The 22,500-nt window shown below is 65.0% G+C and carries 22 protein-coding genes; 18 read left to right on the plus strand and 4 right to left on the minus strand.

The annotated features are described in order from the left end of the window. Nucleotides 1-22 precede the first annotated feature (22 nt). Together KZ491_RS04265 and KZ491_RS04270 are read right to left on the minus strand one after the other, a co-directional pair. Nucleotides 23-802 carry an FKBP-type peptidyl-prolyl cis-trans isomerase gene (locus KZ491_RS04265; protein ID WP_222564574.1) on the minus strand — a complete coding sequence of 260 codons (780 nt, stop codon included), beginning with the start codon at nt 800-802 and terminating at the stop codon, nt 23-25. Between the two features lie 73 nt (nt 803-875). Further along, a complete protein-coding gene (locus KZ491_RS04270; RefSeq protein ID WP_222564575.1) occupies nt 876-1,865 on the minus strand; it encodes an FKBP-type peptidyl-prolyl cis-trans isomerase N-terminal domain-containing protein in 990 nt (329 codons plus the stop codon). 156 nt (nt 1,866-2,021) lie between these two features. On the opposite strand from KZ491_RS04270, the gene KZ491_RS04275 reads away from it, so the two are divergent. From KZ491_RS04275 to KZ491_RS04305, 7 genes are all read left to right on the plus strand, one after another. Then, nucleotides 2,022-2,282 carry a hypothetical protein gene (locus KZ491_RS04275; protein ID WP_222564576.1) on the plus strand — a complete coding sequence of 87 codons (261 nt, stop codon included), beginning with the start codon at nt 2,022-2,024 and terminating at the stop codon, nt 2,280-2,282. A 4-nt stretch (nt 2,283-2,286) separates the two neighbouring features. Beyond that, the gene (locus tag KZ491_RS04280) at nt 2,287-2,661 is read left to right on the plus strand and encodes a GntR family transcriptional regulator (RefSeq protein ID WP_222564577.1); all 375 of its coding nucleotides are present in this window, start codon (nt 2,287-2,289) and stop codon (nt 2,659-2,661) included. After that, the gene (locus KZ491_RS04285) at nt 2,658-3,545 is read left to right on the plus strand and encodes an ABC transporter ATP-binding protein (protein WP_222564578.1); all 888 of its coding nucleotides are present in this window, start codon (nt 2,658-2,660) and stop codon (nt 3,543-3,545) included. Before KZ491_RS04280 ends, KZ491_RS04285 begins: the two co-directional genes overlap by 4 nt. Next, entirely contained in the window at nt 3,542-4,594 is a 1,053-nt protein-coding gene (locus KZ491_RS04290) for a hypothetical protein (RefSeq protein ID WP_246606493.1), read from the plus strand. The genes KZ491_RS04285 and KZ491_RS04290 overlap by 4 nt, the downstream gene beginning before the upstream one ends. Nucleotides 4,595-4,697: 103 nt before the next feature. Next, a complete protein-coding gene (locus KZ491_RS04295) occupies nt 4,698-5,327 on the plus strand; it encodes a YggN family protein (protein ID WP_222564579.1) in 630 nt (209 codons plus the stop codon). 39 nt (nt 5,328-5,366) lie between these two features. Then, nucleotides 5,367-6,224, plus strand: coding sequence for a DUF4097 family beta strand repeat-containing protein (locus KZ491_RS04300; RefSeq protein WP_222564580.1), 858 nt, complete (start codon nt 5,367-5,369; stop codon nt 6,222-6,224). A gap of 33 nt (nt 6,225-6,257) precedes the next feature. Continuing rightward, entirely contained in the window at nt 6,258-6,746 is a 489-nt protein-coding gene (locus KZ491_RS04305; protein ID WP_222564581.1) for an ankyrin repeat domain-containing protein, read from the plus strand. A 140-nt stretch (nt 6,747-6,886) separates the two neighbouring features. On the opposite strand, the gene KZ491_RS04310 is transcribed toward KZ491_RS04305, so the two are convergent. Continuing rightward, entirely contained in the window at nt 6,887-8,293 is a 1,407-nt protein-coding gene (locus KZ491_RS04310; protein ID WP_222564582.1) for a class II fumarate hydratase, read from the minus strand. A 108-nt stretch (nt 8,294-8,401) separates the two neighbouring features. Between KZ491_RS04310 and purB the strand changes: the two genes are divergently transcribed. The 9 genes from purB to pilH all read left to right on the plus strand — a co-directional run bounded on the left by purB (nt 8,402) and on the right by pilH (nt 20,104). Next, nucleotides 8,402-9,778, plus strand: a complete 1,377-nt coding sequence (purB, locus tag KZ491_RS04315; protein WP_222564747.1) for an adenylosuccinate lyase — start codon at nt 8,402-8,404, stop codon at nt 9,776-9,778. A gap of 82 nt (nt 9,779-9,860) precedes the next feature. Beyond that, entirely contained in the window at nt 9,861-11,138 is a 1,278-nt protein-coding gene (locus KZ491_RS04320) for a JmjC domain-containing protein (RefSeq protein ID WP_222564583.1), read from the plus strand. Continuing rightward, nucleotides 11,135-12,043, plus strand: coding sequence for a GNAT family N-acetyltransferase (locus KZ491_RS04325; protein WP_222564584.1), 909 nt, complete (start codon nt 11,135-11,137; stop codon nt 12,041-12,043). Before KZ491_RS04320 ends, KZ491_RS04325 begins: the two co-directional genes overlap by 4 nt. Nucleotides 12,044-12,231: 188 nt before the next feature. Beyond that, nucleotides 12,232-15,048: a 2-oxoglutarate dehydrogenase E1 component gene (locus KZ491_RS04330; RefSeq protein ID WP_222564585.1), complete on the plus strand. Its 2,817-nt coding sequence runs from the start codon at nt 12,232-12,234 to the stop codon at nt 15,046-15,048. 129 nt (nt 15,049-15,177) lie between these two features. Continuing rightward, on the plus strand, nt 15,178-16,401 hold the full coding sequence (sucB, locus tag KZ491_RS04335) for a dihydrolipoyllysine-residue succinyltransferase (protein WP_222564586.1): 1,224 nt from the start codon (nt 15,178-15,180) through the stop codon (nt 16,399-16,401). Nucleotides 16,402-16,479: 78 nt separating this feature from the next. Next, nucleotides 16,480-17,910 (plus strand): dihydrolipoyl dehydrogenase, encoded by a 1,431-nt coding sequence (gene lpdA, locus KZ491_RS04340; protein ID WP_222564587.1) that lies wholly within the window; start codon nt 16,480-16,482, stop codon nt 17,908-17,910. A 112-nt stretch (nt 17,911-18,022) separates the two neighbouring features. Further along, a complete protein-coding gene (locus tag KZ491_RS04345; protein ID WP_222564748.1) occupies nt 18,023-18,616 on the plus strand; it encodes an LOG family protein in 594 nt (197 codons plus the stop codon). Between the two features lie 65 nt (nt 18,617-18,681). Then, nucleotides 18,682-19,680 carry a YhdH/YhfP family quinone oxidoreductase gene (locus KZ491_RS04350; RefSeq protein WP_222564588.1) on the plus strand — a complete coding sequence of 333 codons (999 nt, stop codon included), beginning with the start codon at nt 18,682-18,684 and terminating at the stop codon, nt 19,678-19,680. Between the two features lie 58 nt (nt 19,681-19,738). Next, nucleotides 19,739-20,104 carry a twitching motility response regulator PilH gene (pilH, locus tag KZ491_RS04355; RefSeq protein ID WP_043959614.1) on the plus strand — a complete coding sequence of 122 codons (366 nt, stop codon included), beginning with the start codon at nt 19,739-19,741 and terminating at the stop codon, nt 20,102-20,104. Between the two features lie 15 nt (nt 20,105-20,119). Here the strand turns inward: pilH and KZ491_RS04360 are convergent, their stop codons facing one another. After that, a complete protein-coding gene (locus tag KZ491_RS04360) occupies nt 20,120-21,046 on the minus strand; it encodes a DnaJ C-terminal domain-containing protein (protein ID WP_222564589.1) in 927 nt (308 codons plus the stop codon). A gap of 262 nt (nt 21,047-21,308) precedes the next feature. Here KZ491_RS04360 and KZ491_RS04365 point away from each other — a divergent pair, with 262 nt between their 5' ends. Next, on the plus strand, nt 21,309-21,788 hold the full coding sequence (locus KZ491_RS04365) for a peroxiredoxin (RefSeq protein ID WP_222564590.1): 480 nt from the start codon (nt 21,309-21,311) through the stop codon (nt 21,786-21,788). A 27-nt stretch (nt 21,789-21,815) separates the two neighbouring features. Next, complete coding sequence (locus tag KZ491_RS04370) at nt 21,816-22,394, plus strand: ferritin-like domain-containing protein (protein ID WP_222564591.1); 579 nt, start codon at nt 21,816-21,818, stop codon at nt 22,392-22,394. The last annotated feature ends 106 nt before the right edge of the window (nt 22,395-22,500 follow it).

Consider the following 22,500-nt stretch of genomic DNA (forward strand, 5'->3'; position numbering starts at 1 on the left):
CCGAAGGTGGGGTGCGGAGCGGTTATTCGCCCGCGTTGTCCTTGACGATATCCAGCAACTCGACTTCAAACACCAGTGCCGCGTTGGGACCGATCGCGCCGCCCGGCGTACCGATTTCCCCGTAACCCAGCTCGGAGGGAATCCAGAAGCGGTACTTGCTGCCCACCGGCATCAGCACGATGCCTTCCTGCCAGCCGGGAACGACCTGCTGCAGTGGAAGGTCGGTCGGCTCGCCGCGATCATAGGAACTATCGAAGGTCTCACCGTCGAGCAGCGTGCCCTTGTAGTGCACGCTGACCACGTCATCCACGGTCGGCTTGGGGCCCTTGCCCTCCTCCAGCACCTGATACTGCAGGCCCGAATCGGTCACCACGACACCCGGCTTTTTCGCGTTCTCGGCCAGGAATGCCTCTGCCTCAGTCTTGTTCGCGGCCCCGATGGCGGCGGCCTCGGCGGCGCGCTTGGCCTGCAGCTTCTGGCCGAACGCCTCCGCCACCTGCGCGGCCTGTTCGTCGGTCATCAGCGACTCGCCACCGTCCAGCTCGGTCTTGATCGCCTTGGCCAGCGTGTCCACGTCGACTTCGTCTTTGACCTGCTCCAGCGCCTTGGCCAGGTCCAGGCCGATCATGTAGCTGACCTGCTCCTTCTCGGTCGCCAGGCCCTTGATCTTCAGCGGCTGGCCCTGGGCAGTGGCGGGCTCGGCGGCGTCGGTTTTTGGCGGGGCCTTGTCATCGGACTGGCAGGCCGCCAACGAGAGGACCAAGGATGCTGCAAGCAGCGCGGTGCGGGGGAAATGGATCATGGAATCTGGACTCCTTGGGGCAAGACGCCCCGGTACAGGGACGGGGCGTTGGCAATGGGGTGAAGGATACGTCCTACTTGATGATTGCCTGCAGTTCGACGTCGAATTCGAGCGTTGCGTTGGGCCCGATCGGACCGCCCGGAGTGCCCTTGCTGCCGTAGGCGAGCTCGCCCGGAATCCAGAAGCGGTACTTGGCGCCCACCGGCATCAGGCCGAGCCCCTCCGTCCAGCCCGCGATGACCTGGTTGAGGCCGAATTCGGTCGGCTCGCCACGCTTGTAAGAGCTGTCGAACACGGTGCCGTCCAGCAGCCTGCCTTCGTAGTGGACCCGTACCTGGTCGGAAGGCAGCGGGCGCTCGCCCGAACCCTGGCGCAGCACCATGTACTGCAAGCCCGAAGCGGTGGAGAACACACCCTTCTTTTGCTTGTTCTCGGCGAGGAACTTCTCGCCTTCGCTGCGATTGGCCTCACCCTGCGCCTTGGCCTGGGCCGCCATCTGGCCCTGCTGCTTCTCCGCCTCGCCCTGCATTTTCTTGGAGAAGGTGTCGCGGACCGCGTTCAGCTGGTCATCGCTCAGCGCGAGCTTGGCGCCAGCGAAGGTGGCGCGCACGCCCTGCAGCAACTCCGGCAGGTCCAGCTCGCCCTTGATGGGAGCCAGGTTGCGGCCGACGTCGGCGCCCACCAGGTAGGCGACCTTCTGCTTGTCGACGTCGGGGATCTTGGCATCGGCGGGCGCCTTTCCGGCACGCGAGGCGATACGCATCATCAGCGCCTGGCCAACCTCCTGCACCTCGCCCTCGGCGATCAATGGCGGCTGGCCATTGAATGCGTTGCTGATGGCGCGCTCGAAAGCGGACAGGTCGATGTCCGCCGCGGCGGGCGTGATGGAACGCGCGATGTCATGGCCAACCATATAGCTGACCTTGGCACGATCGGTGGTGAGCAAATTCTTCTCCTGGGCTGGAGCGTTCTGCGCAGCGGCAGCAACGGGAAACGCCACCGTGGCACCCAGCAGCGAAACGGTGGTGAACAACACGGCACTGCCGCGCACGAAAGCCTTCATCCGGATTGCTCCTGTCGGTCGCCGGGGTGGCGGCGAAAAACGCCTATTGTCGCGGTCGCGGTGCCGCGGGGCAATGACAATACAAAAGTATTGACGGCATGTGTTTCGGTGTTATAGTCGCATACAACACCGACTGACCCATTGCGGGGAAGCCTCATGAACCGGAAGCTCAACAACTCGTTGTCCGCCCTGGCCATCACCGGCGCCGTGCTGGTGACCACCGTCGTGTTCGGCCTGAGTCCGCTGGCTGTCGAGCGGTCCACACAACCGGCCGTAGCCGCGGTCGATGGCAATCGATCAGCACCGGCGACCAGCGGCGGAGCCCCAACGGCACAGCCCCGCAGGGCCGCGGGCGGCGACGCCCAGCTCAGGCAGACGCTTCTGATGCCCTACTTCTCATTTGTTCCACGGGGATGACCCAATGACCGCAGTCCAATGGAGCGACGGCGCTCCGATCTATCGGCAACTGAAGGAGCGCGTCGTGGCAATGATGCTCGATGGCGAGCTCAAGCCGGGTGATGCCCTGCCTTCGGTCCGCCAGGTCGCCGCCGACTATCAACTCAATCCGATCACCGTATCGCGCGCCTACCAGGAGCTGGTGGACGAGGCACTCGTCGAGAAACGCAGGGGTTTGGGAATGTATATGACTGAAGGAGCAGCAGAGAAACTCCTGGCGAGCGAACGCGAACGGTTCCTGACCGAGGAGTGGCCACTGGTGCTTGAACGCATCACCCGTCTGGGCCTGAGCCTGGAACAGCTGGTAGCCGTGGATCCAACCAAGGCAGGTGCCCGATGAACGCCCCCCTCGATACCACCCCCGTGAATGTTGTCAGTGCCCGCAACCTGCGCAAGGTCTACAAAAAGGGCAAGCCGGCCCTGGACGGCGCGAGCTTCGAGATTCTGGCAGGACGGATCGTCGGCCTGATCGGCCCGAACGGTGCCGGTAAGACAACCGCGCTCAAGGCGATGCTCGGCCTGATCCAGTTCGAAGGCGAGATGACCGTACTGGGCCGCGACCCGCGCAGCGCCCGCGACGAGCTGATGCGCGATGTGTGTTTCATCGCCGATGTGGCGGTGCTGCCGCGCTGGATCCGCGTGGGCGAGGCGATCGACTTTGTCGCCGGCGTGCACCCACGCTTTGACCGCGAGCGCTGTGATCGCTTCCTGAAGGGCACCAAGCTGACGCCGAAGATGCGCGTGCGCGAGCTGTCCAAGGGCATGATCGTGCAGCTCCACCTCGCCTTGGTCATGGCGATCGACGCCAAGCTGCTGGTGCTGGACGAGCCCACCCTGGGCCTGGACATCCTCTATCGCAAGCAGTTCTACCAGCGCCTGCTGGAGGACTACTTCGACGAGGAGAAAACGATCCTGATCACCACTCACCAGGTGGAGGAGATCGAGCACATCCTCACCGATGTGATGTTCATCAGCGATGGCAAGATCGTTCTGGAAAGCGCGATGGACGAGGTCGGTGCGCGCTTCACCGAGTTGCTGGTCACCCCCGACCATGCGGACACCGCCCGGCGTCTGGTGCCGGTGAATGAGCGGGCGTTGCCGTTCGGCCAAACCGTGATGCTGTTCGACGGCACGCCTCGAGAGCAGCTCGCCCCGCTGGGCGAGATCGGCACGCCTGGCCTGGCTGACCTGTTTGTCGCGACGATGCAAGGGACCTACGAATGAACGCCACCGACACCTCACTGCCCACCAGTGCGCGGACGTTTGCGCCTATCCATCCCACCCACACCTTCAAAATGCTGCTCAAGCGCGAGTTCTGGGAGCACAAGGGCGGCTTCCTGTGGGCTCCCCTCATCGCCGGTGCCATCTCCCTGCTGTTGACCCTGATGGCGTTTATCGTCGCCGAGGTGGCCGCCCGCCGCGCCATCAGCGGTGGCGAGCTGAAGATCGATGGCGAAGTCATGGTCAATGGGCTCGACCTGGGCGCACTCACCGGCAAACTGGACGCCGGGCAGATGCAACAGCTGGCGCAGGGGATCGACCTGTCGCTGCTGATGGCGGCGCTGTGGCCGTTCGTGGTCCTCGGCTTCGTGGTGTTCTTCTACTGCCTGGGCTCGCTGTACGACGACCGCAAGGACCGTAGCGTGCTGTTCTGGAAGTCGCTGCCGATCTCCGACGCTCAGACCGTACTGTCCAAGGTCGTCAGCGCCACGTTGATCGCGCCGACTCTGGCCGTAGCAATGGCGCTGGCGACGATGGTCGGGTTCATGCTGCTGCTCAGCGCTATGGTCATGGCACACGGTGGCAATCCGATTGAGCTGTTGTGGGGACCGGCCAACCCGATGGCCCTGGCCGCGAGTCTGCTGGCGGCAATCCCGGTGTTCGCCTTGTGGTCGCTACCGACCGTGGGCTGGCTGATGCTGTGCTCGGCATGGGCACGGACCAAGCCTTTCCTGTGGGCCCTGATGGTGCCGCTGTTCGCCGGAATCATCGTCAGCTGGTTCCAGTTGATGAAGATGTTCAACCTCGACGCGTCTTGGTTCTGGTCCAACGTTGTCGGCCGGATGTTGCTGGGCACGGTGCCCGGCAGCGAACTGCCCTATCGCCAGAGCGCGGCGCAGGGCAGCGACGGAGTGAAGGATCTGCTGGCCCACATGTCTGCCAGCAATGTCCTCTCCAGCCTGGCCATGCCCTCACTGTGGATCGGTGTAGTGGCCGGTGCGTTGATGATCTTTCTTGCGATCCGGCTGCGCCGCTGGCGCGACGAAGGCTGAGCATCGGCCGCGGGGCTCACGCCGGCCCCGCGCGCAGTGACCGGCCTTGCGCGACCTGGTTTCAGCGGCCCGCTTAAACGCCCCTTCATTTTCGGAGTAGACGATGAACGCCCAACATTTCTCCCGCGCGGTGCTGCTGACCCTGTGCCTGCTCCCGCTGGCTGCGTGCTCTGGCCCGACCGACTCATCGGACGGAACGCTGGCTACCGGCCTGAATTCTGTGGCAAGCAAGATCCGCGATGCCTCCGACAAAGTGCGCGAGGAAATCCGCACCGGCGATATCGACCTCTCCAGCGACGAGACGGACGCGCCCAAGGCGGTGATCACTCCGCAGGGCGCGCTGGTGATCGACGGTAAGAAAGTGCGGACCAACCCGACCCAGGACGCGCTGCTGCGCGACTATCGCCGGCAGATCGAAGAGATTGCCGAAGCCGGTGCCGATATCGGGCTCAAGGGCGCGGGCGTGGCCATGACCGCGGTCGGCGAAGCGCTGAAGGGCGCGTTCAGCGGTGCCAGCGAAGCGGACATCGAGCGTTCCATTGAAGCCCAGGCCAGTGGACTCAAGCAGGAAGCCAGCAAGCTGTGTGATCGGCTGCCCGGGTTCATCGCTACACAGGACAAGCTGGCCGCTGCACTTCCCGAGTTCGCGCCTTACGCCAACGCCGACATGGGTGACGTCGCGGATTGCCGTTCCGACACCGAGGGCGCGAGCGTGACATCGCCGCCGCAGTAAACCCAGGCAAGCCGCCCTGCCATCACTCCGGAGCCCGCAATGAAATCGCTGATGCTTGCGTCACTGCTTTTGCTTCCTCTCGCCGCCTCCGCCACTGACGCGACGCGGTGCGAGCATTCGAAGGACCTCAACCTGCAACTGGATCTGGCTGGAGTAAAGACGGTCGTCTTTGATGTGGGCGCCAGTGACCTGGACCTGCGTGCCTCCAGCGAGAAGCTCGGCACGGTCAACGGCCGCGCATGTGCTTCCGACCCGAAACTGCTGACTCGGATCACCCTGACCCAGGACAAGCAAGGCGATCGGCTGACCGTACGCGCCAGGCGCAACGGCGAGGACGACGTAGGCCTGCGCTTCAACCTCGACCTGTTCGGGGTGACGCATCGTCGATACGCCGATCTCACGCTGCGGGCCACGGTTCCCGACGACCTCGCGGTTGACCTGAAAACTGGCTCAGGCGACGCGAAGGTCGCTGGCGTGCACTCGCTCGATGCAACGGTTGGCTCAGGCGACGTGAGCGTTTCCGGCATCCGTGGCTCCTTCAGCGGCAGCACCGGATCGGGCGATATGCAGGGCACCGACGTGGGCGCGCTGGACCTGCGCTCCATCGGCTCGGGCGATGTCAGCATCCGTCAGGTTCGCGGTCCCGCCCGGATCGGCAGCTTCGGGTCCGGCGACATCGAGATCAGGCAGACCAGCGGAGCGGTCGACATCGGCAGCGGCGGCTCAGGCGATATCACCCTGACTGACATCGGCGGGAGCATCGCCATCGGCTCGATCGGTTCGGGCGATGTCGAGGTCGACGGCGCGCGCGGCGACCTTATCGTGCGCGCCAAAGGCAGTGGGGACATCGAACACCGCGGCGTCAGCGGTCGCATCGAGTTACCGCGCGGGAACTGAAAAGCATCCTCACATTCCGACCAAGGAACCGCCATGTCCACGATTCGCACTATGGGTTGCGTTTTTCTTCTGATCGCCGCTGGAGGCTGCCAGCCAAAGGAAGTTCCGGCGTCAGCGACAGCATCCACTCCTTCCACTGCCGAGATGATCGCGGCTGTTGACAGCGGAGACCCCGCCGTCGTTCACCAACTCATCGAGCGGGGGGCCAAGCTTGATGCGAGCGTGCGCGGCGACGGCACTGCGCTTATCCAGGCGTCACGCCAGGGAAAACTCGCGATCGTCGATCAACTTCTGCGAGCCGGTGCAGGGGTTGACGTTGCGTCGCCCGGCGACGGCAATCCGCTCATCAAGGCGGCCAAGGCAGGACATACCAATGTGGTCAGACGGCTGACGGAAGCGGGCGCCGATCCGAACGCCGTAGTACCCGGCGACGAAACTCCGCTGATCAACGCCGCGCGCGCAGGACATCTGGACATCGTCGAGTTTCTTGTGGAACACGCGCCGACCTCAACCTGGCAGTAACCGCCAACGCTACCCAGGTTCGTACGCCGCTCAACCAGGCGAGCGACACGGCCATAAGGTCCTACTTGGTCAGTCGCGGAGCGAAAGAGTAGCGGCCGCGGAATTCCAGCGTGGCCGCGCTCGGGCCTGGTCAGCGGCCATTACTTTCCGCCCTTTTTTGAAGGGTTGCCGCCTTTCGTCAACGTCATCGGATCAAGCAGCAGCTTCAGCTCCGACTCCGGCAGTTCGGTATCTTCCAGCGCGACCTCCAGCACCGGGCGCTGTTCCTTGTAGGCGCGCTTGGCGATCGCCGCCGCCTTCTCGTAACCAATCACCGGGTTCAACGCGGTCACCAGAATCGGATTGCGCTGTAAAGCCCCGGCGACCACGTCCTGTCGGACCTTGAGGCCGGCGATGACCTTGTCCGCCAGCAGGCGCATTGAGTTGGCCAGCAGGTTGATCGAATCCAGCAGGTTCGACGCGATCAGCGGAAGCATAACGTTGAGCTGGAAGTTGCCGCTCTGACCGGCGACCGTGATGGCCACGTTGTGGCCCATGACCTGCGCGCACACCATCGCGACCGCCTCGGGGAGCACCGGGTTGACCTTGCCGGGCATGATCGAACTGCCCGGCTGCAAGGACGGCAGCTCCACCTCGCCCAGACCCGCCAGCGGCCCGGAATTCATCCAGCGCAGGTCGTTGGCGATCTTCATCAGCGCCACCGCAAGCACGTTCAGCTGGCCTGACAGCTCCACCGCGTCGTCCTGCGAGGCCAGCCCCTCAAACTTGTTGTCGGCCGCCTCGAACCTGGAACCCGCCAGCGATGACAGCGCTTTTGCCATCGCCTTGTCGAAGCGCGGGTCGGCGTTGATGCCGGTGCCGATGGCAGTGCCGCCAATGGGTAGCCGGCGCAGTCGCTTCAGGCAATCCTCGATACGCGCCTGCGCGGAGGCGAGCTGGGCCGACCACGCGCCGAATTCCTGCCCAAAGGTCAGCGGCATCGCATCCATCAGGTGGGTGCGGCCGGTCTTGGTCACCTTGTCCAGTGACTTGGCGCGGCGGTCGATGACCCGGCGCAGGTGCTTGATCGCCGGCAGCAGGGTGTCCACCGTCGCCAGCTGGGCGGACACGCGCAGTGCGGTCGGCACCACGTCGTTGGAGCTCTGGCCCAGGTTGACATCGTCGTTGGGATGCACGGCCTTTCCGCGGGCCGCGCGCGACGCCAGCGTGGCAATCACCTCGTTGGCATTCATGTTGCTGGAGGTGCCGGAGCCGGTCTGGAAGATGTCGACGGGAAAGTGCGCATCGTGCGTGCCATCGGCCACGGCGATGGCGGCCTTCCGGATCGCGGCGGCGCGGCCCTTGGGCAGCAGTCCGAGGTCGGCATTGACGGTCGCGGCAGCGGCCTTGACCAGGCCCAGCGCGCGGATGAAGCCACGCGGCATCGCGCGACCCGAAACCGGAAAGTTGTCGACAGCGCGTTGGGTCTGCGCGCCCCAGAGCGCATCGGCGGGCACCTGCAATTCGCCCATGCTGTCGTGCTCGGTGCGGAATTCCTGCTTGGCCATGGCCTGCTCCTGCGTATTGGTCGCTATCGCCTGAGGATACGCCGCGCCTCCCGCCGGCGCGGCGAGGCTCGCGCTAGAATGCCCAGCCCCCTGCCAACCTTGCCTGCCATGCCCGCCAACAACGACTCCCGGTTGCTCGCCCTGTCTCCACTCGATGGCCGCTACGCCGGCAAGGTCGACGCGCTGCGACCGATTTTCTCCGAGTTCGGCCTGATCAAGGCGCGGGTGAAGGTCGAAGTCGAATGGCTGCTGGCGCTGGCCAACGAGCCGCAGATCACCGAGCTTGCGCCGTTCTCGCCTGACGCCACCGACCGCCTGCGCAAGCTGGCCGACCAGCTGTCAGTGGAGGATGCGGTGCGGGTAAAGGAGATCGAGCGCACCACCAACCACGACGTCAAGGCGGTGGAGTACCTGATCAAGGAACGCCTGAAGGACGACGCCGAACTCGGCCCGGCGCTGGAGTTTGTCCACTTCGCATGCACGTCCGAGGACATCAACAACCTGAGCTATTCGCTGATGCTCAACGAGGCGCGCAACACCGTGATGGTGCCGCGACTGGACGAACTGATCGAGCAACTTCGGGCTATGGCGCATCAATTCGCCGCGCTGCCGATGCTCTCGCGCACCCACGGACAGACCGCCTCGCCCACCACGGTCGGCAAGGAAATAGCAAACGTGGTCGCCCGTCTGCAGCGCCAGCGCCAGACCCTGGTCGAGGCCCCCACACCGGGCAAGATCAACGGTGCGGTCGGCAACTACAACGCCCATCTGGCCGCCTACCCGGACATCGATTGGCCGGCGTTCTCGGAGAAGTTCGTGACGTCGCTCGGCCTGGCCTGGCAGCCCTACACCACCCAGATCGAGCCGCACGACGGCATTGCCGAGCTGTGCGACGCGCAGAAGCGCATCGACACCATCGCCATCGATCTGTGCCGCGACATCTGGGGCTACATCTCGCTGGGCTACTTCAAGCAATCGGTGAAGGCCGGCGAGGTTGGCAGTTCGACCATGCCGCACAAGGTCAACCCGATCGACTTCGAGAACGCCGAGGGCAATTTCGGCATCGCCAACGCCTTGTTTGAGCACTTCGCCATCAAGCTTCCGATCAGCCGCTGGCAGCGCGACCTGACCGATTCCACCGTGCTGCGCGCGCTGGGCACCGCGTTTGGCCATGCACTGATCGGTCTGGACGCGTTGATGCGCGGCCTGGGCAAGCTCTCGGCCAACGAAGAGCGCCTCGCCGCCGACCTGGACGCGTCCTGGGAAGTGCTCGCCGAAGCCGTGCAGACCGTGATGCGCCGCCATGGCCTGCCCAATCCTTACGAGCAGCTCAAGGCGCTGACGCGTGGCCACGGCATCAACGAGACATCGATGCGTGAGTTCATCGGCGGGCTGGACCTGCCCAATGAGGCGCGCCAGCGTCTGCTCGAAATGACTCCGGGAAGTTACGTCGGCCACGCGGAAAAGCTCGCGCGCGACATCTAGCGGTCCGTCGGCCCGGTCCGCCGGCTCGCCGGCGGCAACATCACCAGTGGCCGGCGTTTGCGGCCCAACAGCAGGACGCGCAATGCACAACCCCAAGCCCACGGCGTCTGGATCCATCCGCACCCCGGGCAGCAAGCGCGGGAGTGGACCGCTGACTCTCCCGCCACCGATCGAAGTCGACGGAAGTGCACTGCCGCCGCTGGGAATGCCACCGGCGGATTTCCTCCGCGACTACTGGCAGAAGCACCCAGTGCTGATCCGCAACGCCTTCCCCGACCTGCAATCGCCAATGGACCCCGACGACCTCGCCGGTCTGGCCTGCGAGGAGGGCGCGCTGTCGCGGCTGATCCGCCACGACCGCACCGACGACAGCTGGAGCGTCAGTCACGGGCCGTTTCCCGAGGAGATGTTCCCGTCCCTGCCGGGGGCGGACTGGACGCTGCTGGTGCAGGACGTGGACAAGTGGGATGTGGACGTCGCGGCGATGATCGGTCATTTCGCGTTCCTGCCGCGCTGGCGCATCGATGACGTCATGGTGTCCTTCGCCGCGCCCGGCGGCTCGGTCGGTGCCCACGTTGACCAGTACGACGTGTTCCTGCTGCAGGCGGTTGGCCATCGCCGTTGGCAGATCGACGCGCGCGACAACCCGCCGCTTGTCTACCGCGAGGATGTCGAGCTACGCCTGCTGCGTGAGTTCGAGCCCAGCCACGACTGGGTGCTGGGCCCCGGTGACATGCTCTACCTGCCGCCCGGCGTGCCCCATCACGGCGTCGCAGAAGATGCCTGCCTGACCTTCTCCTTTGGCATGCGCGCGCCCTCCTCGGCCGAATTACTGGGCGATCTGGTCGATACCCTGACCGCGGAAGCAGACGACGCGCTGCGCTACCACGATCCCGACCTGGTGCCTGCCGCCGACCCCGGCGAGATCGATGCCGCGGCGATGGCGCGTGTCGTCCGCGCCCTGGATGCCCTCCGCGGTGACCGGCCGGAACAACTGGCCGAATGGTTCGGCAACTTCATCACCCGCTACCGCAACGCGGTCGAGGTGATCCCACCGCAGCTCGAAGAAGGCGAACAGCCGCGCTCGCGCATTGAGGTCGAGTGGGATCTCCAGCACGGCGGGCGCCTGCAGCGGCACCCCTACTCCCGGATGGCATGGCGACGCACGGACTCCGCGGCGGTGCTGCACGCCAACGGTGAAAGTCACCCGTTGCCGATCCATGACGCGACGCTGCTGGCCAATGCCGACGTTATCGACGGCAGCGACTATGCAGCCCTCGGCGATGCGGGCCGCGATTGCCTGATCGAACTGATGGAAGCCGGCCACTATCACCTGGTGACGGAGGAAGATGACGAATGAGCGAGACCGCATCCGGTTTCCATGTTGAGAGGATCGATTACGAGTCCGGCCTGCCCGCGTTGCGTGCCGTCCGCGAAGCGGTATTCGTCCAGGAGCAGGGGGTACCGCTTGAACTGGAATGGGACGAGCTGGATCCCGCCTCCCATCACGTGATCGCCCGCGACTCCGCCGGCACGCCGATCGGTACGGCACGCCTGACTCCGGAACGGCACATTGGGCGAATGGCGGTGCTTTCCCCATGGCGCGGCCGCGGCGTCGGTGGCGCCATGCTGCGCACGCTGCTCGCGCGCGCCGCCGAGCTGGGTTGGAGCCGGCTCTCGCTGCACGCACAGGTACATGCCATTCCCTTTTATGCACGCCACGGCTTCCTGCCAACCGGCCCGCGATTTGACGAGGCCGGCATCGATCACCAGTTGATGTCGCTGCACCTTGGCGCCTCCAATGCGGTCGGCGACTGGACGGGCGCGATCGCCGCCACCCTGGGCGTCATCGCCACGGCGCGCAGGCGCGTGCTGATCTACAGCCCCGAACTGGACGCAGGTGTCCTGGATGCACCGGAGGTGGTGACCGCCCTGCGCGACTTTGCGATCAACAAGGGCGAGATCCAGATCCTTTTGCATGACCCGGCTGCACCCCAACGCGACCAGAGTCCGCTCATCGTCCTGCACCAGCGGCTGCCCAGCAAGATCGCCTTCCGCGCCGTGGAGGAGCCGTTCGATCGCTCCTACGCGTCGGCCTATACCTGCAATGACGTCGGCGGCTACTACTTTCGTCCCATGGCGTCGCGCCTTGAAGGCGATACCCGCCTGGACGATCGTTCCCGCGCACGCCATCTGCTCAACCTCTTCAGCCCTGTCTGGGAACGCGCTCGCCCGTGTAGCGAGTACCGCGCGCTCGGGATTTAGGTCGTGCAGCGAACCTGAACAGGGATGAACCCCGGGCTGCGAGGTCTTCGCGAAATTGTCCATCGAGCCGGTTCGGCACCCGCCCGGGGCGTCCCGAGAGGCTATAATTCAAACACTCGCGTGCCCGAACCGGCATTTCCGCCGCGCCGGCACACCCACTCCCCCTATTCGAGTTTAGCGACGCCACCGTGGCCAATCTCCTGAAGCAGTTCTCGCAGTCATCGCAGCTGGGTTCCAGCGGCGCCTACATCGAAGACCTGTACGAGCAGTACCTGGTCTCCCCCGATAGTGTTGGGGTCGAATGGAAAACCTACTTTGACGGTTTCCACGGTCGGGAGGCGGGCGATGTACCGCACTCGGCTGTCATCGACACCATCATTGAAGCGGCGCGCCACGCGGGCAAATCCGCACACGGCACCGCCGATGAGCGTGAGCGCTTCGTCGGCAAGTTGATCACCGCCTACCGCTCGCGCGGCCATTTGGGCGCGGACATCGACCCGCTGGGCTTCCTGGAGGCCCCAGAGGCGCCGGATCTGGAACTGGAATTCCACGGCCTGTCCAAGGCCGACCTCGGCGACGAGTTCAGCACCGGCGGTGTCGCCGGGATGGACCGGATGAACCTGGGCAAGCTTTTCGACCTGCTCAAGGCCACCTACACCGGCTCCATCGGTGCAGAGTTCATGCACATCGCCGACGCCCCGCAGCGTCGCTGGCTCTACGAGCGTCTCGAAAAGGCCGGCGGCAAGTACGGCCGCAGCACGGACGACAAGCGCCGGATCCTGGAGCGCCTGACGGCAGCCGAAGGCCTCGAGCGTTACCTGCACACGCGCTACGTCGGCCAGAAGCGCTTCTCTCTGGAAGGTGGCGATGCGCTGATCCCGCTGATGGACACCACGATCCGTCGCGCCGGTGAGCAGGGCGCGAAGGACGTGGTCATCGGCATGGCCCACCGCGGCCGTCTCAACGTACTGGTCAACACCCTGGGCAAGTCACCGCGCACGCTGTTTGACGAGTTTGAAGGCAAGTTCGAACACAACGGGCTGGCGGTTGCCGGCGACGTGAAATACCACATGGGCTTCAGTGCCGACGTGGCCACCCCGGGCGGTCCCGTGCACCTGGCGCTGGCGTTCAACCCGTCGCACCTGGAGATCGTGAATCCGGTGGTGGCCGGCTCGGTGCGCTCGCGCCAGACCCGTCGCGGCGGTAATGACAGCCGTCAGCAGGTTTTGCCGATCCTGATCCACGGCGACGCCGCATTTGCCGGCCAGGGCGTGGTGATGGAGCTGTTCCAGATGTCCCAGGCGCGCGGTTTCCGCGTCGCTGGCACCGTCCACATCGTGGTCAACAACCAGGTGGGCTTCACCACCAGCGCCCGCGAGGACGCCCGGTCCACGCTGTACTGCACCGACGTGGCGAAAATGGTCGGTGCGCCGATCCTGCACGTCAACGGTGATGATCCGGAAGCCGTGGCGTTCTGCGCCGAGCTCGCGCTGGACTTCCGCAACACCTTCGGCAAGGACGTGGTCATCGACCTGGTCTGTTACCGCCGCCACGGCCACAACGAGGCCGACGAGCCGGCCGCCACCCAGCCGCTGATGTACCAGACCATCCGCAAGCACAAGACGCCGCGCGAGCTGTACGCCAACCGCCTGATCGCGGAAGGCACGCTGAGCGAGGATGAGGCCAAGGCGATCGTAGACACCTACCGCAACAAGCTCGACGCGGGCGAGGTCACCACCGAGATGGTGGCGGTGATGCCCGACGAGTTCACGGTGGACTGGAACAAGTTCCTCAAGGGCAAGCTGTCCGACGAGGTGGACACCCGCTTCAATGCCGCCGAGCTGAAGGCACTCGCCAAGCGCATCAACACCGTGCCTGAATCGATCAAACTGCATGCCCGCGTGCAGAAGATCTACGAGGACCGCCGCAAGATGGCGGCCGGCGAGCAGAGCGGCGACTGGGGTTTCGCGGAGAACCTCGCCTACGCGACGCTGCTCACCGAGGGCTACAAGTTGCGCCTGGTCGGCCAGGATTCCGGCCGCGGCACGTTCTTCCACCGCCACGCGATCCTCCACGAACAGACCAGCGACGACTACTACCTGCCCCTGCAGGAACTGGTCAAGGGCCCGATGGACGTGGAAATCATCGACTCCCTGCTCAGTGAGGAAGCGGTGATGGCGTTTGAGTACGGCCACGCAACGGCCGACCCGGACACCCTGGCCATCTGGGAGGCCCAGTTTGGCGACTTCGCCAACGGCGCGCAGGTCGTGATCGACCAGTTCCTGTCTTCCGGTGAGGCCAAATGGGGCCGGCTGTGCGGACTGGCGCTGTTCCTGCCCCACGGTTACGAAGGCCAGGGACCGGAGCACAGCTCGGCGCGCCTGGAGCGTTTCCTGCAGTTGTGCGCCCTCGACAACATGATGGTGTGCACGCCGACCACCCCGGCGCAGGCATACCACATGATCCGTCGCCAGATGCATATCCAGACGCGCAAGCCGCTGGTGGTGATGACGCCCAAGTCATTGCTGCGCCACAAGCTCGCCGTGTCCACCCTTGATGAGCTCGCCAACGGCAACTTCCAGACCCTGATCCCCGACGCCAAGGCCGACCCGAAGAAGGTCAAGCGGGTCGTGGTGTGCGGCGGCAAGGTCTACTACGACCTGCTCGAGGACATGATCAAGCGTGAAGCCGATGATGTCGCCCTGATCCGCGTGGAGCAGCTCTATCCGTTCCCGCGCGAGGCGCTGCGAGCCGAACTGGAACGCTATGCTTCGGTACAGGACGTGGTGTGGTGCCAGGAAGAGCCGCAGAACCAGGGAGCGTGGTACCAGATCCGCCACCACCTCAACTTCTGCGTCGCTGCCGGTCAGGCGCTGCATTACGCCGGTCGTCCGAGCTCGCCGTCGCCGGCGGCCGGCCACATGTCCGATCACGTCCGCGAGCAGACCGAGCTGGTCGCCGATGCACTGGTGAACCCGCTCCAGGGCGAGCCCGCCGACGAGTGAGTCCTGCCAATCCGGCCCGGTTGATCCGGGCCGGATCCATATCCACTTGTCGTGCAACCGGTATCCGATTGCACAACCGAAAGTCCACCCCATTCGACCCACTCCACAGTTACCCAGGATATTTTCCCCATGAGCACCGAGATCAAAGTTCCGGTTCTGCCCGAATCCGTCTCCGACGCCACCATCGCCACCTGGCACAAGAAGCCCGGCGATGCCGTCAAGCGTGACGAGAACCTGGTCGACCTCGAAACCGACAAGGTCGTCTTGGAAGTTCCCTCGCCGGTGGATGGCGTGCTCAAGGAAATCAAGTTTGAAAGCGGTGACACCGTGACCAGCGAGCAACTGCTGGCGATCGTTGAAGAAGGCGCGGCTGCGACCGAATCCAAGCCGGAGAAATCCGACAAGGCCCTCGACGCCAAGAACGACGCCGCCGCGAGCGATGTCGCCCAGCCGGTGCAGCCGAAGGCTGCCGCGAGCAGCCCTGCCCCGTCCAAGGGCGGATCCGCCGAGTTGCCGCCGGGCGCGCGGTTCACCGCGCAGAAGGAAGGCATCAATCCGGCCAACGTCGAAGGCACCGGTCGCCGCGGCGCGGTGACCAAGGAAGACCTGGTCAACTACGCCCGCAATGCCGGTGTCGGCAAGGCCGGCGGAAACCGTCCGGAAGAGCGCGTGCCGATGACGCGCATGCGCCAGCGCATCGCCGAGCGCCTGATGGAGTCCAAGAACTCCACCGCGATGCTGACCTCCTCCAACGAGGTCAACATGTCGGCCGTCATGGCCATGCGCAAGGCGCAGGGCGAGGCGTTCCAGAAGGCCTACGGCATCAAGCTGGGCTTCATGAGCTTCTTCGTGAAGGCCTGTGCCAATGCGCTGCAGCGCTACCCGGCGGTGAACGCCTCGATCGATGACAAGGACGTGATCTACCACGGCTACTCCGACATCTCCATTGCCGTGTCCACCGACAGGGGCCTGGTCACGCCGGTCCTGCGCAACGCCGAGTCGATGAGCTTTGCCGAGGCCGAGCAGGCGATCAACGATTACGCGGTCGCCGCGCGCGAGGGTGGCCTGAAGCTGGAAGACCTGCAGGGCGGCACCTTCACCATCACCAACGGCGGGACGTTTGGCTCGCTGTTCTCCACTCCGATCATCAACCCGCCGCAGAGCGCCATCCTGGGCATGCATGCCATCAAGGAACGCGCGATTGTTGAGGACGGCAAGGTGGTGGCCGCACCGATGATGTACATCGCGCTGAGCTACGACCACCGCATCATCGACGGCAAGGACGCGGTGTTGTTCCTGGTGGACATCAAGAACCAGCTCGAGAACCCGCACCGCATGCTGCTGGGCATGTGATCCCCCGGGATCACTCCCATCCGGCGCCCCACGCCGAACTCCCGGGGCGTTCCGCACCAAGCCAAGGATCTTTTTGAGATGAGCGAACAACAGAACTTCGATGTCGTCGTGATCGGCGGCGGTCCCGGCGGTTATGTCGCGGCCATCCGCGCCGCGCAACTCGGCCTGAAGGTCGCGTGCGTAGATGCGGGACTGGGCAAGGACGACAAGCCGGCCCTGGGCGGCACCTGCCTGCGCGTGGGCTGCATTCCCTCCAAGGCGTTGCTGGACAGCTCGCGCCAGTTCCACAACCTGCTGCACGGCTTCGCCGACCACGGCATCTCGGCGGAAAAGCCGAAGATGGACGTCGGCGTGATGGTCGGACGCAAGGACAAGATCGTCAGCCAGTTCACCGGCGGCATCGCCATGCTGTTCAAGGCCAACAAGGTGACGCCGTTCTACGGTTTCGGCACCCTGCACAAGGACAACGTGGTCAAGGTCAAGCAGCACGACGGCAGCGAGGTCGAGCTGAAGGCGGCCAACGTGATTATTGCGACCGGTTCGGATTCCATCGAGCTGCCGTTCGCCAAGTTCGACGGTGACCGCATCGTCGACAACGTCGGCGGTCTGGATTTCGACCAGGTGCCCAAGCGCCTCGGCGTGATCGGCGCGGGCGTGATCGGGCTGGAACTGGGCAGCGTGTGGAGCCGTTTGGGCGCCGAGGTCACCATTTTGGAGGCCCTGCCGTCGTTCCTGGCCGCCGTCGATGACGACATCAGCAAGGTGGCGGCGCGCGAGTTCAAGAAGCAGGGCCTGGACATCAAGTTGGGCGCCAAGGTCAGCAAGGCCGAGGTCAAGAAGGATGGCGTGCACCTGACCTACACCGATCCCAAGGGCGAGCAGAACCTGGTCGTGGACAAGCTGCTGGTGGCCGTCGGCCGCCGCGCGGCGACCAAAAACCTGCTGGCGGATGGTGTCGCGGTCAAGCTCAACGAGCGCGGCCAGGTCGAGGTCGACGAGCATTGCCACACCGGCGTGGACGGCGTCTGGGCGATCGGCGACTGCGTGCGCGGTCCGATGCTTGCGCACAAGGCGTCCGAGGAAGGCGTTGCCGTTGCCGAGCTGATTGCCGGCCTGCCTGGCCACGTCAACCTGGATACCGTGCCTTGGGCGATCTACACCGAGCCGGAAATTGCCTGGGTCGGCAAGACCGAAGCCCAGTGCAAGGAAGAGGGCATCCCGTACAAGACCGGCAGCTTCCCGTTTGCGGCCAACGGCCGTGCCGTGGCAATGAACGAGCCGGCAGGCCTGGTCAAGGTGATCGCGCATGCGGAAACCGATCGCGTGCTGGGCGTCCACCTGTGCGGCCCGAATGTGTCCGAGCTGGTCCACAGCGGCGTGATCACCATGGAGTTCCAGGGTGCCGCGGACGATCTGGCGCGCATCTGCTTCGCCCACCCGGCCCTGTCGGAAGTCGTCCACGAAGCGGCGCTGGCGGTCGACAAGCGAGCCATCCACAAGGCGAACTGAGCCGCGGCGACCGGCGGCACGCGTCGCCGGACATCGCATCCCCACAGACGGCGCACCCACGGTGCGCCGTTCTGGTTTTATCCCTTCCATAACAAGGCAACGACCCATGACCATGCAATCGGTCTGCGTTTACTGCGGCTCCCATTCCGGCTCCCGGCCGGTCTATGCCGAGCACGCCCGGGACCTCGGCCAGCGACTGGCGGAAAACGGGCTTGGTGTCATCTATGGCGGCGGCAACGTCGGCCTGATGGGCATCATGGCCGACGCGGCGCTCGCCGCCGGCGGCGAGGTGATCGGCGTGATACCCGAGCAACTGGTCGATTGGGAGGTCGCCCATCCCCGGCTGAGCCGCCTCGAAGTCGTCCCCAGCATGCACGCGCGCAAGGCGCGCATGTTCGAGCTCTCGGATGGATTCATCGCCCTGCCCGGCGGCTTCGGCACCCTGGACGAGATGTTCGAGATGTTGACCTGGCGCCAGCTGGGCATCGGTGACAAGCCGTGTGCGTTTCTCGACGTGGATGGCTTCTATGAGCCGTTGATTGGCATGATGGACCGGATGGTCGCCGAGCACTTCGTCAACGCCGAGCAGCGCCGCGACCTCTGGCACGGCGAGGAGATCGATACGATGCTGGAGTGGATGCACTCCTACCGCCCGGCGAACGCCGACAAGTGGCTGGAGGAGAAGCGTCGCAGCGTCCCACGCTGAGCTGTGTTCCAGTGCCACTGGCGTGTTCGGTAAACACGCGCCGACACCAGTTTCGAGAGGAAATCATGTCCAACGCCGTTCCAGAGCGCTTCAACGCCTTCCGCATCCACAACGACGACCAGGGATACCGCAGCGGCCTCGAGTCGGTGTCGTTGGACGATCTCGCACCGGGTGAGGTCGTGATCAAGGCTTCGTACTCGTCGGTCAACTACAAGGACGCCCTTGCCGGTACCGGCAAGGGCAAGATCCTGCGGCGCTTCCCGCTGGTCGGCGGCATCGATGTGGCCGGCCACGTGGTGGCCTCCACTGATCCCGCGTTCAAGGAGGGTGACCGGGTGCTTGCCACGGGTAGCGGACTGAGCGAGACCCGCGATGGCGGCTACTCCGAGTTCACCCGCCTGGAGTCGAAATGGGCCATTCCCCTGCCCGCGGGGCTCGAGCTGCGTGAGAGCATGATCATCGGAACCGCCGGCTTCACTGCCGCGCTGGCGCTGTTCCGCATGGTGGAAAACCGCCAGAAGCCCGCCATGGGTCCGCTGGCCGTCACCGGCGCCAGCGGCGGCGTGGGATCGCTGGCGATCGACATCTTCAGCCGCGCAGGGTTCGAGGTGCATGCAATCAGCGGCAAGCAGGATCAGCACGCCTACCTCAAGGGACTTGGTGCCACTGAAGTGCTGGGGCGCGACGCGCTGGCGCCCGGCAGGGCGATGGAATCCGCCCGCTTCGGCGGCGGCCTGGACAATGTGGGCGGACCGATGCTCACCAGCCTGCTCGCCCAGTGCGCGCCGTACGGCAACGTTGCCAGCGCCGGTCTGGCCGCGTCCGCCGAGCTGGACGCCACGGTCATGCCCTTCATCATCCGCGGCGTCTCGCTGCTCGGCGTCGCCTCTGCGGGCACCGCCAGAGATGTGCGCGAAGCGGTCTGGCAGCACCTGGCCAGCGACTGGAAGCCGGCGCACCTTGACACCATCTGCACCCGCGAAGCGACGCTTGAGGAGCTTCCCGAAGTGTTCAACAACATGCTGGCCGGTGGGTCACTGGGCCGCACGCTGATCCGGATCTGAATCGTTTGGCGCTCCAGCCGGACGCCGCTACAATCCGGCAGTCACTTTGGGGAAAGACATGGCTCGCATTCTGATCGTCGACGACTCACCGTCGCAGTTGATGGGTATCCAGCGCATCGTCGAGAAACTGGGGCACGAAACCCTGGTGGCAGAAGACGGCGCCGCAGGCGTCGAAGTGGCGCGCCGGGAATTGCCCGACCTGGTGTTGATGGACGTGGTGATGCCCAACCTCAATGGCTTCCAGGCCACCCGCTCGATCTGTCGCGACGCCACGACCAAGCATATCCCGGTGGTCCTGGTGACCACCAAGGATCAGGAAACCGACCGCGTCTGGGGAATGCGCCAAGGCGCGCGCGCCTACATCACCAAGCCCTTCAACGAAGCCGAGCTGGGCGAGGTGCTTGATCAGTTGCTGCCGGCCTGAGTGCAGCGGCGCCGGTTACTCCCGGCGCCAGTCCTTTCCAAAAGCATCGCGCATCGCCACGTAGGCCGCCTCCTGCTCCTTGGTCTCCGGTTTGGGCGCAAGAACTTCCAACTCGACGATTTGATCACCGGTGCCTGCGGGTGCGGGAATGCCGCGACCGCGCAAACGCAGCTTCGCCCCGGCTTCGGATTGTTTCGGAATCTTCAACTCCACCGATCCGCCCAGCGTCGGTACGCTGACCGTCGCGCCCAGCGCGGCTTCCCACGGGGCGATCGGGAGCACATGGATTACATTGCGTCCATCCACCTCGAACCTGGGATGGGCGGAGTACTCGATTTCCAGCAACAAGGCGCCGCCGTTGCCTCCCTGGCCGGCGAGGCGGATCACCTGCCCCGGCCCGATGCCCTTCGGAATCTTCACGTCCAGGGTCTTGCCATGCACGCTGACCCGAACGGTATCGCCGGCGTACACGGTTTCCAGGGACACGGACAGTTTCGCCCGCGTATCGGGGCTACGCTGTGGCCCGGCGCCGGGCCGCCCGCGTTGTGCTTGGGAGAACGGATCGCCATGACCGCCCTGGCCGCGCCTGAACAGCGTCTCGAAGAAATCGCTGAAGCCGCCACCCGCGCCACCCCCGGCAAACACCTCTTCGAAATCCGGGCCGCCGCGGCCACCGTTGAAATCGAAGCCGCCTGGCGGAGCCCTGACCTCATCGCCCGGACGATAGCCGCGTGAGCGGAGCTGGTCATATGCCGCCCGCTTCTGCGGGTCACGCAAGGCTTCATAGGCCTCGTTGACGGCCTTGAACTTCTCTTCGGCGTCCGATTCCTTGCTCACGTCCGGATGGTACTTGCGCGCCATGCGCCGGTAGGCGGTCTTGATCTCCGCCTCGCCGGCCGTGGGCTCAACGCCGAGGGTCTGGTAGTAATCCTTGAAATGCATTTATTGCTCCAGTGCCTGCACCAGGACGGTGCAATGCAGGAATGGTTGGCGGGTCATGGCCAGCACGGCGGGATGCCACACAGGATATTCGCTGCGCTGCGCCCGGTCATGCCCTGCGGTGGATATGGTTCCGATAAGTGCCCGGTTCAAGCGCCGCAGCCTGGACTTTTCCCGGTGCGGCACGAGCACAGCACCATGGACGCCCTTGATGTGATTTTTAGAAGGAGGCGCCTAGACTGATCCTTTCATTAAGGAGAACCGTATGAGCATCCAGGTAGGCGACCGCCTTCCCGAAGTGGTATTGCAGCGCATCGGCGACGGCGTCGAGAGCGTAGACACCAAGACCTTGTTCGGTGACACCAAAGTGGTGATCTTCGCCGTCCCGGGGGCCTTCACTCCGACCTGCTCGGAGCGCCACCTACCCGGCTACATCGAGCACTTCCAGCAGTTCCACGACAAGGGCATCGAGGTGGCGTGCGTGGCCGTGAACGACCCCTTCGTGATGCAGGCGTGGGGCCAGAGCCAGAACGTCCCCGAAGGTTTGATGATGCTGGCGGACGGCAACGCCGACTTCGCCCGTGCGCTGGGCCTTGAGCTGGATGCGAGTGCCTACGGCATGGGCGTGCGGGCAAAGCGGTTCGCCATCTACGCCGAGCAGGGCGTGGTGAAGCAGCTCAACGTGGAAGCACCGGGCGAGTTCCGGGTGTCCTCCGCCGAGCACGTCCTGTCCCAGATTGCCTGATCCCCTCCCCACCGTCCGGAGAACGACATGAGCAAGCAAGACGACTCCAACCACGGTTCCGACACGGGCGCCTCCCCGTTTGCCACCGACCTGGCCACGATCCGCGAGCGCGCCCGCCAGCACATCGAGAAGGGGGCGATCACCGACAGCTATACCGCTGACCGCGAAGTGGTGATCCGCCTGTTGAACGAGGCCCTGGCGACCGAGCTGGTGTGCGTGCTGCGCTACAAGCGCCACTACTTCATGGCCAGCGGCCTGATGGCCGACTCGATCAAGGCAGAGTTTCTCGAGCATGCCCGCGAGGAAGAAGAGCATGGCGACATGCTGGCCGAACGCATCGTCCAGCTGGGCGGTGAGCCGGACTTCAACCCCGACATCCTCAGCAAACGTGCGCATGCCGAGTACGTCGAAGGCACCGATCTGCGCGACATGGTGAAGGAAGACCTGGTGGCCGAGCGCATTGCAATCGACAGCTATCGCCAGATCATCAACTACATCGGCGACAAGGACACCACCACCAAGCGCATCCTGGAGTCGATCCTGGCCCAGGAAGAAGAGCATGCCGACGAACTGTCGGACATGCTGGACGGCTGGACCGGCAGCTGATCATCAGACCAGCAGCCCCCGCGACAGCGCGGGTCGGTCAGCAGGACGCAGAAACGCCGCCCCATGGGGCGGCGTTCTGCTTATCGGAATCCCGGCGGCGGGGACG

This window comes from Novilysobacter antarcticus (assembly GCF_019802285.1).
Classification (GTDB): Bacteria; Pseudomonadota; Gammaproteobacteria; order Xanthomonadales; family Xanthomonadaceae; genus Novilysobacter; species Novilysobacter antarcticus.

Excerpts from the sequence above, each read along its gene's own strand:
- KZ491_RS04265 (WP_222564574.1), bottom strand. The coding sequence starts at position 802 with ATGATCCATTTCCCCCGCACCGCGCTGCTTGCAGCATCCTTGGTCCTC.
- KZ491_RS04270 (WP_222564575.1), bottom strand. The coding sequence starts at position 1,865 with ATGAAGGCTTTCGTGCGCGGCAGTGCCGTGTTGTTCACCACCGTTTCG.
- KZ491_RS04275 (WP_222564576.1), top strand. The coding sequence starts at position 2,022 with ATGAACCGGAAGCTCAACAACTCGTTGTCCGCCCTGGCCATCACCGGC.
- KZ491_RS04280 (WP_222564577.1), top strand. The coding sequence starts at position 2,287 with ATGACCGCAGTCCAATGGAGCGACGGCGCTCCGATCTATCGGCAACTG.
- KZ491_RS04285 (WP_222564578.1), top strand. The coding sequence starts at position 2,658 with ATGAACGCCCCCCTCGATACCACCCCCGTGAATGTTGTCAGTGCCCGC.
- KZ491_RS04290 (WP_246606493.1), top strand. The coding sequence starts at position 3,542 with ATGAACGCCACCGACACCTCACTGCCCACCAGTGCGCGGACGTTTGCG.
- KZ491_RS04295 (WP_222564579.1), top strand. The coding sequence starts at position 4,698 with ATGAACGCCCAACATTTCTCCCGCGCGGTGCTGCTGACCCTGTGCCTG.
- KZ491_RS04300 (WP_222564580.1), top strand. The coding sequence starts at position 5,367 with ATGAAATCGCTGATGCTTGCGTCACTGCTTTTGCTTCCTCTCGCCGCC.
- KZ491_RS04305 (WP_222564581.1), top strand. The coding sequence starts at position 6,258 with ATGTCCACGATTCGCACTATGGGTTGCGTTTTTCTTCTGATCGCCGCT.
- KZ491_RS04310 (WP_222564582.1), bottom strand. The coding sequence starts at position 8,293 with ATGGCCAAGCAGGAATTCCGCACCGAGCACGACAGCATGGGCGAATTG.
- purB (WP_222564747.1), top strand. The coding sequence starts at position 8,402 with ATGCCCGCCAACAACGACTCCCGGTTGCTCGCCCTGTCTCCACTCGAT.
- KZ491_RS04320 (WP_222564583.1), top strand. The coding sequence starts at position 9,861 with ATGCACAACCCCAAGCCCACGGCGTCTGGATCCATCCGCACCCCGGGC.
- KZ491_RS04325 (WP_222564584.1), top strand. The coding sequence starts at position 11,135 with ATGAGCGAGACCGCATCCGGTTTCCATGTTGAGAGGATCGATTACGAG.
- sucB (WP_222564586.1), top strand. The coding sequence starts at position 15,178 with ATGAGCACCGAGATCAAAGTTCCGGTTCTGCCCGAATCCGTCTCCGAC.
- lpdA (WP_222564587.1), top strand. The coding sequence starts at position 16,480 with ATGAGCGAACAACAGAACTTCGATGTCGTCGTGATCGGCGGCGGTCCC.
- KZ491_RS04345 (WP_222564748.1), top strand. The coding sequence starts at position 18,023 with ATGCAATCGGTCTGCGTTTACTGCGGCTCCCATTCCGGCTCCCGGCCG.
- KZ491_RS04350 (WP_222564588.1), top strand. The coding sequence starts at position 18,682 with ATGTCCAACGCCGTTCCAGAGCGCTTCAACGCCTTCCGCATCCACAAC.
- pilH (WP_043959614.1), top strand. The coding sequence starts at position 19,739 with ATGGCTCGCATTCTGATCGTCGACGACTCACCGTCGCAGTTGATGGGT.
- KZ491_RS04360 (WP_222564589.1), bottom strand. The coding sequence starts at position 21,046 with ATGCATTTCAAGGATTACTACCAGACCCTCGGCGTTGAGCCCACGGCC.
- KZ491_RS04365 (WP_222564590.1), top strand. The coding sequence starts at position 21,309 with ATGAGCATCCAGGTAGGCGACCGCCTTCCCGAAGTGGTATTGCAGCGC.
- KZ491_RS04370 (WP_222564591.1), top strand. The coding sequence starts at position 21,816 with ATGAGCAAGCAAGACGACTCCAACCACGGTTCCGACACGGGCGCCTCC.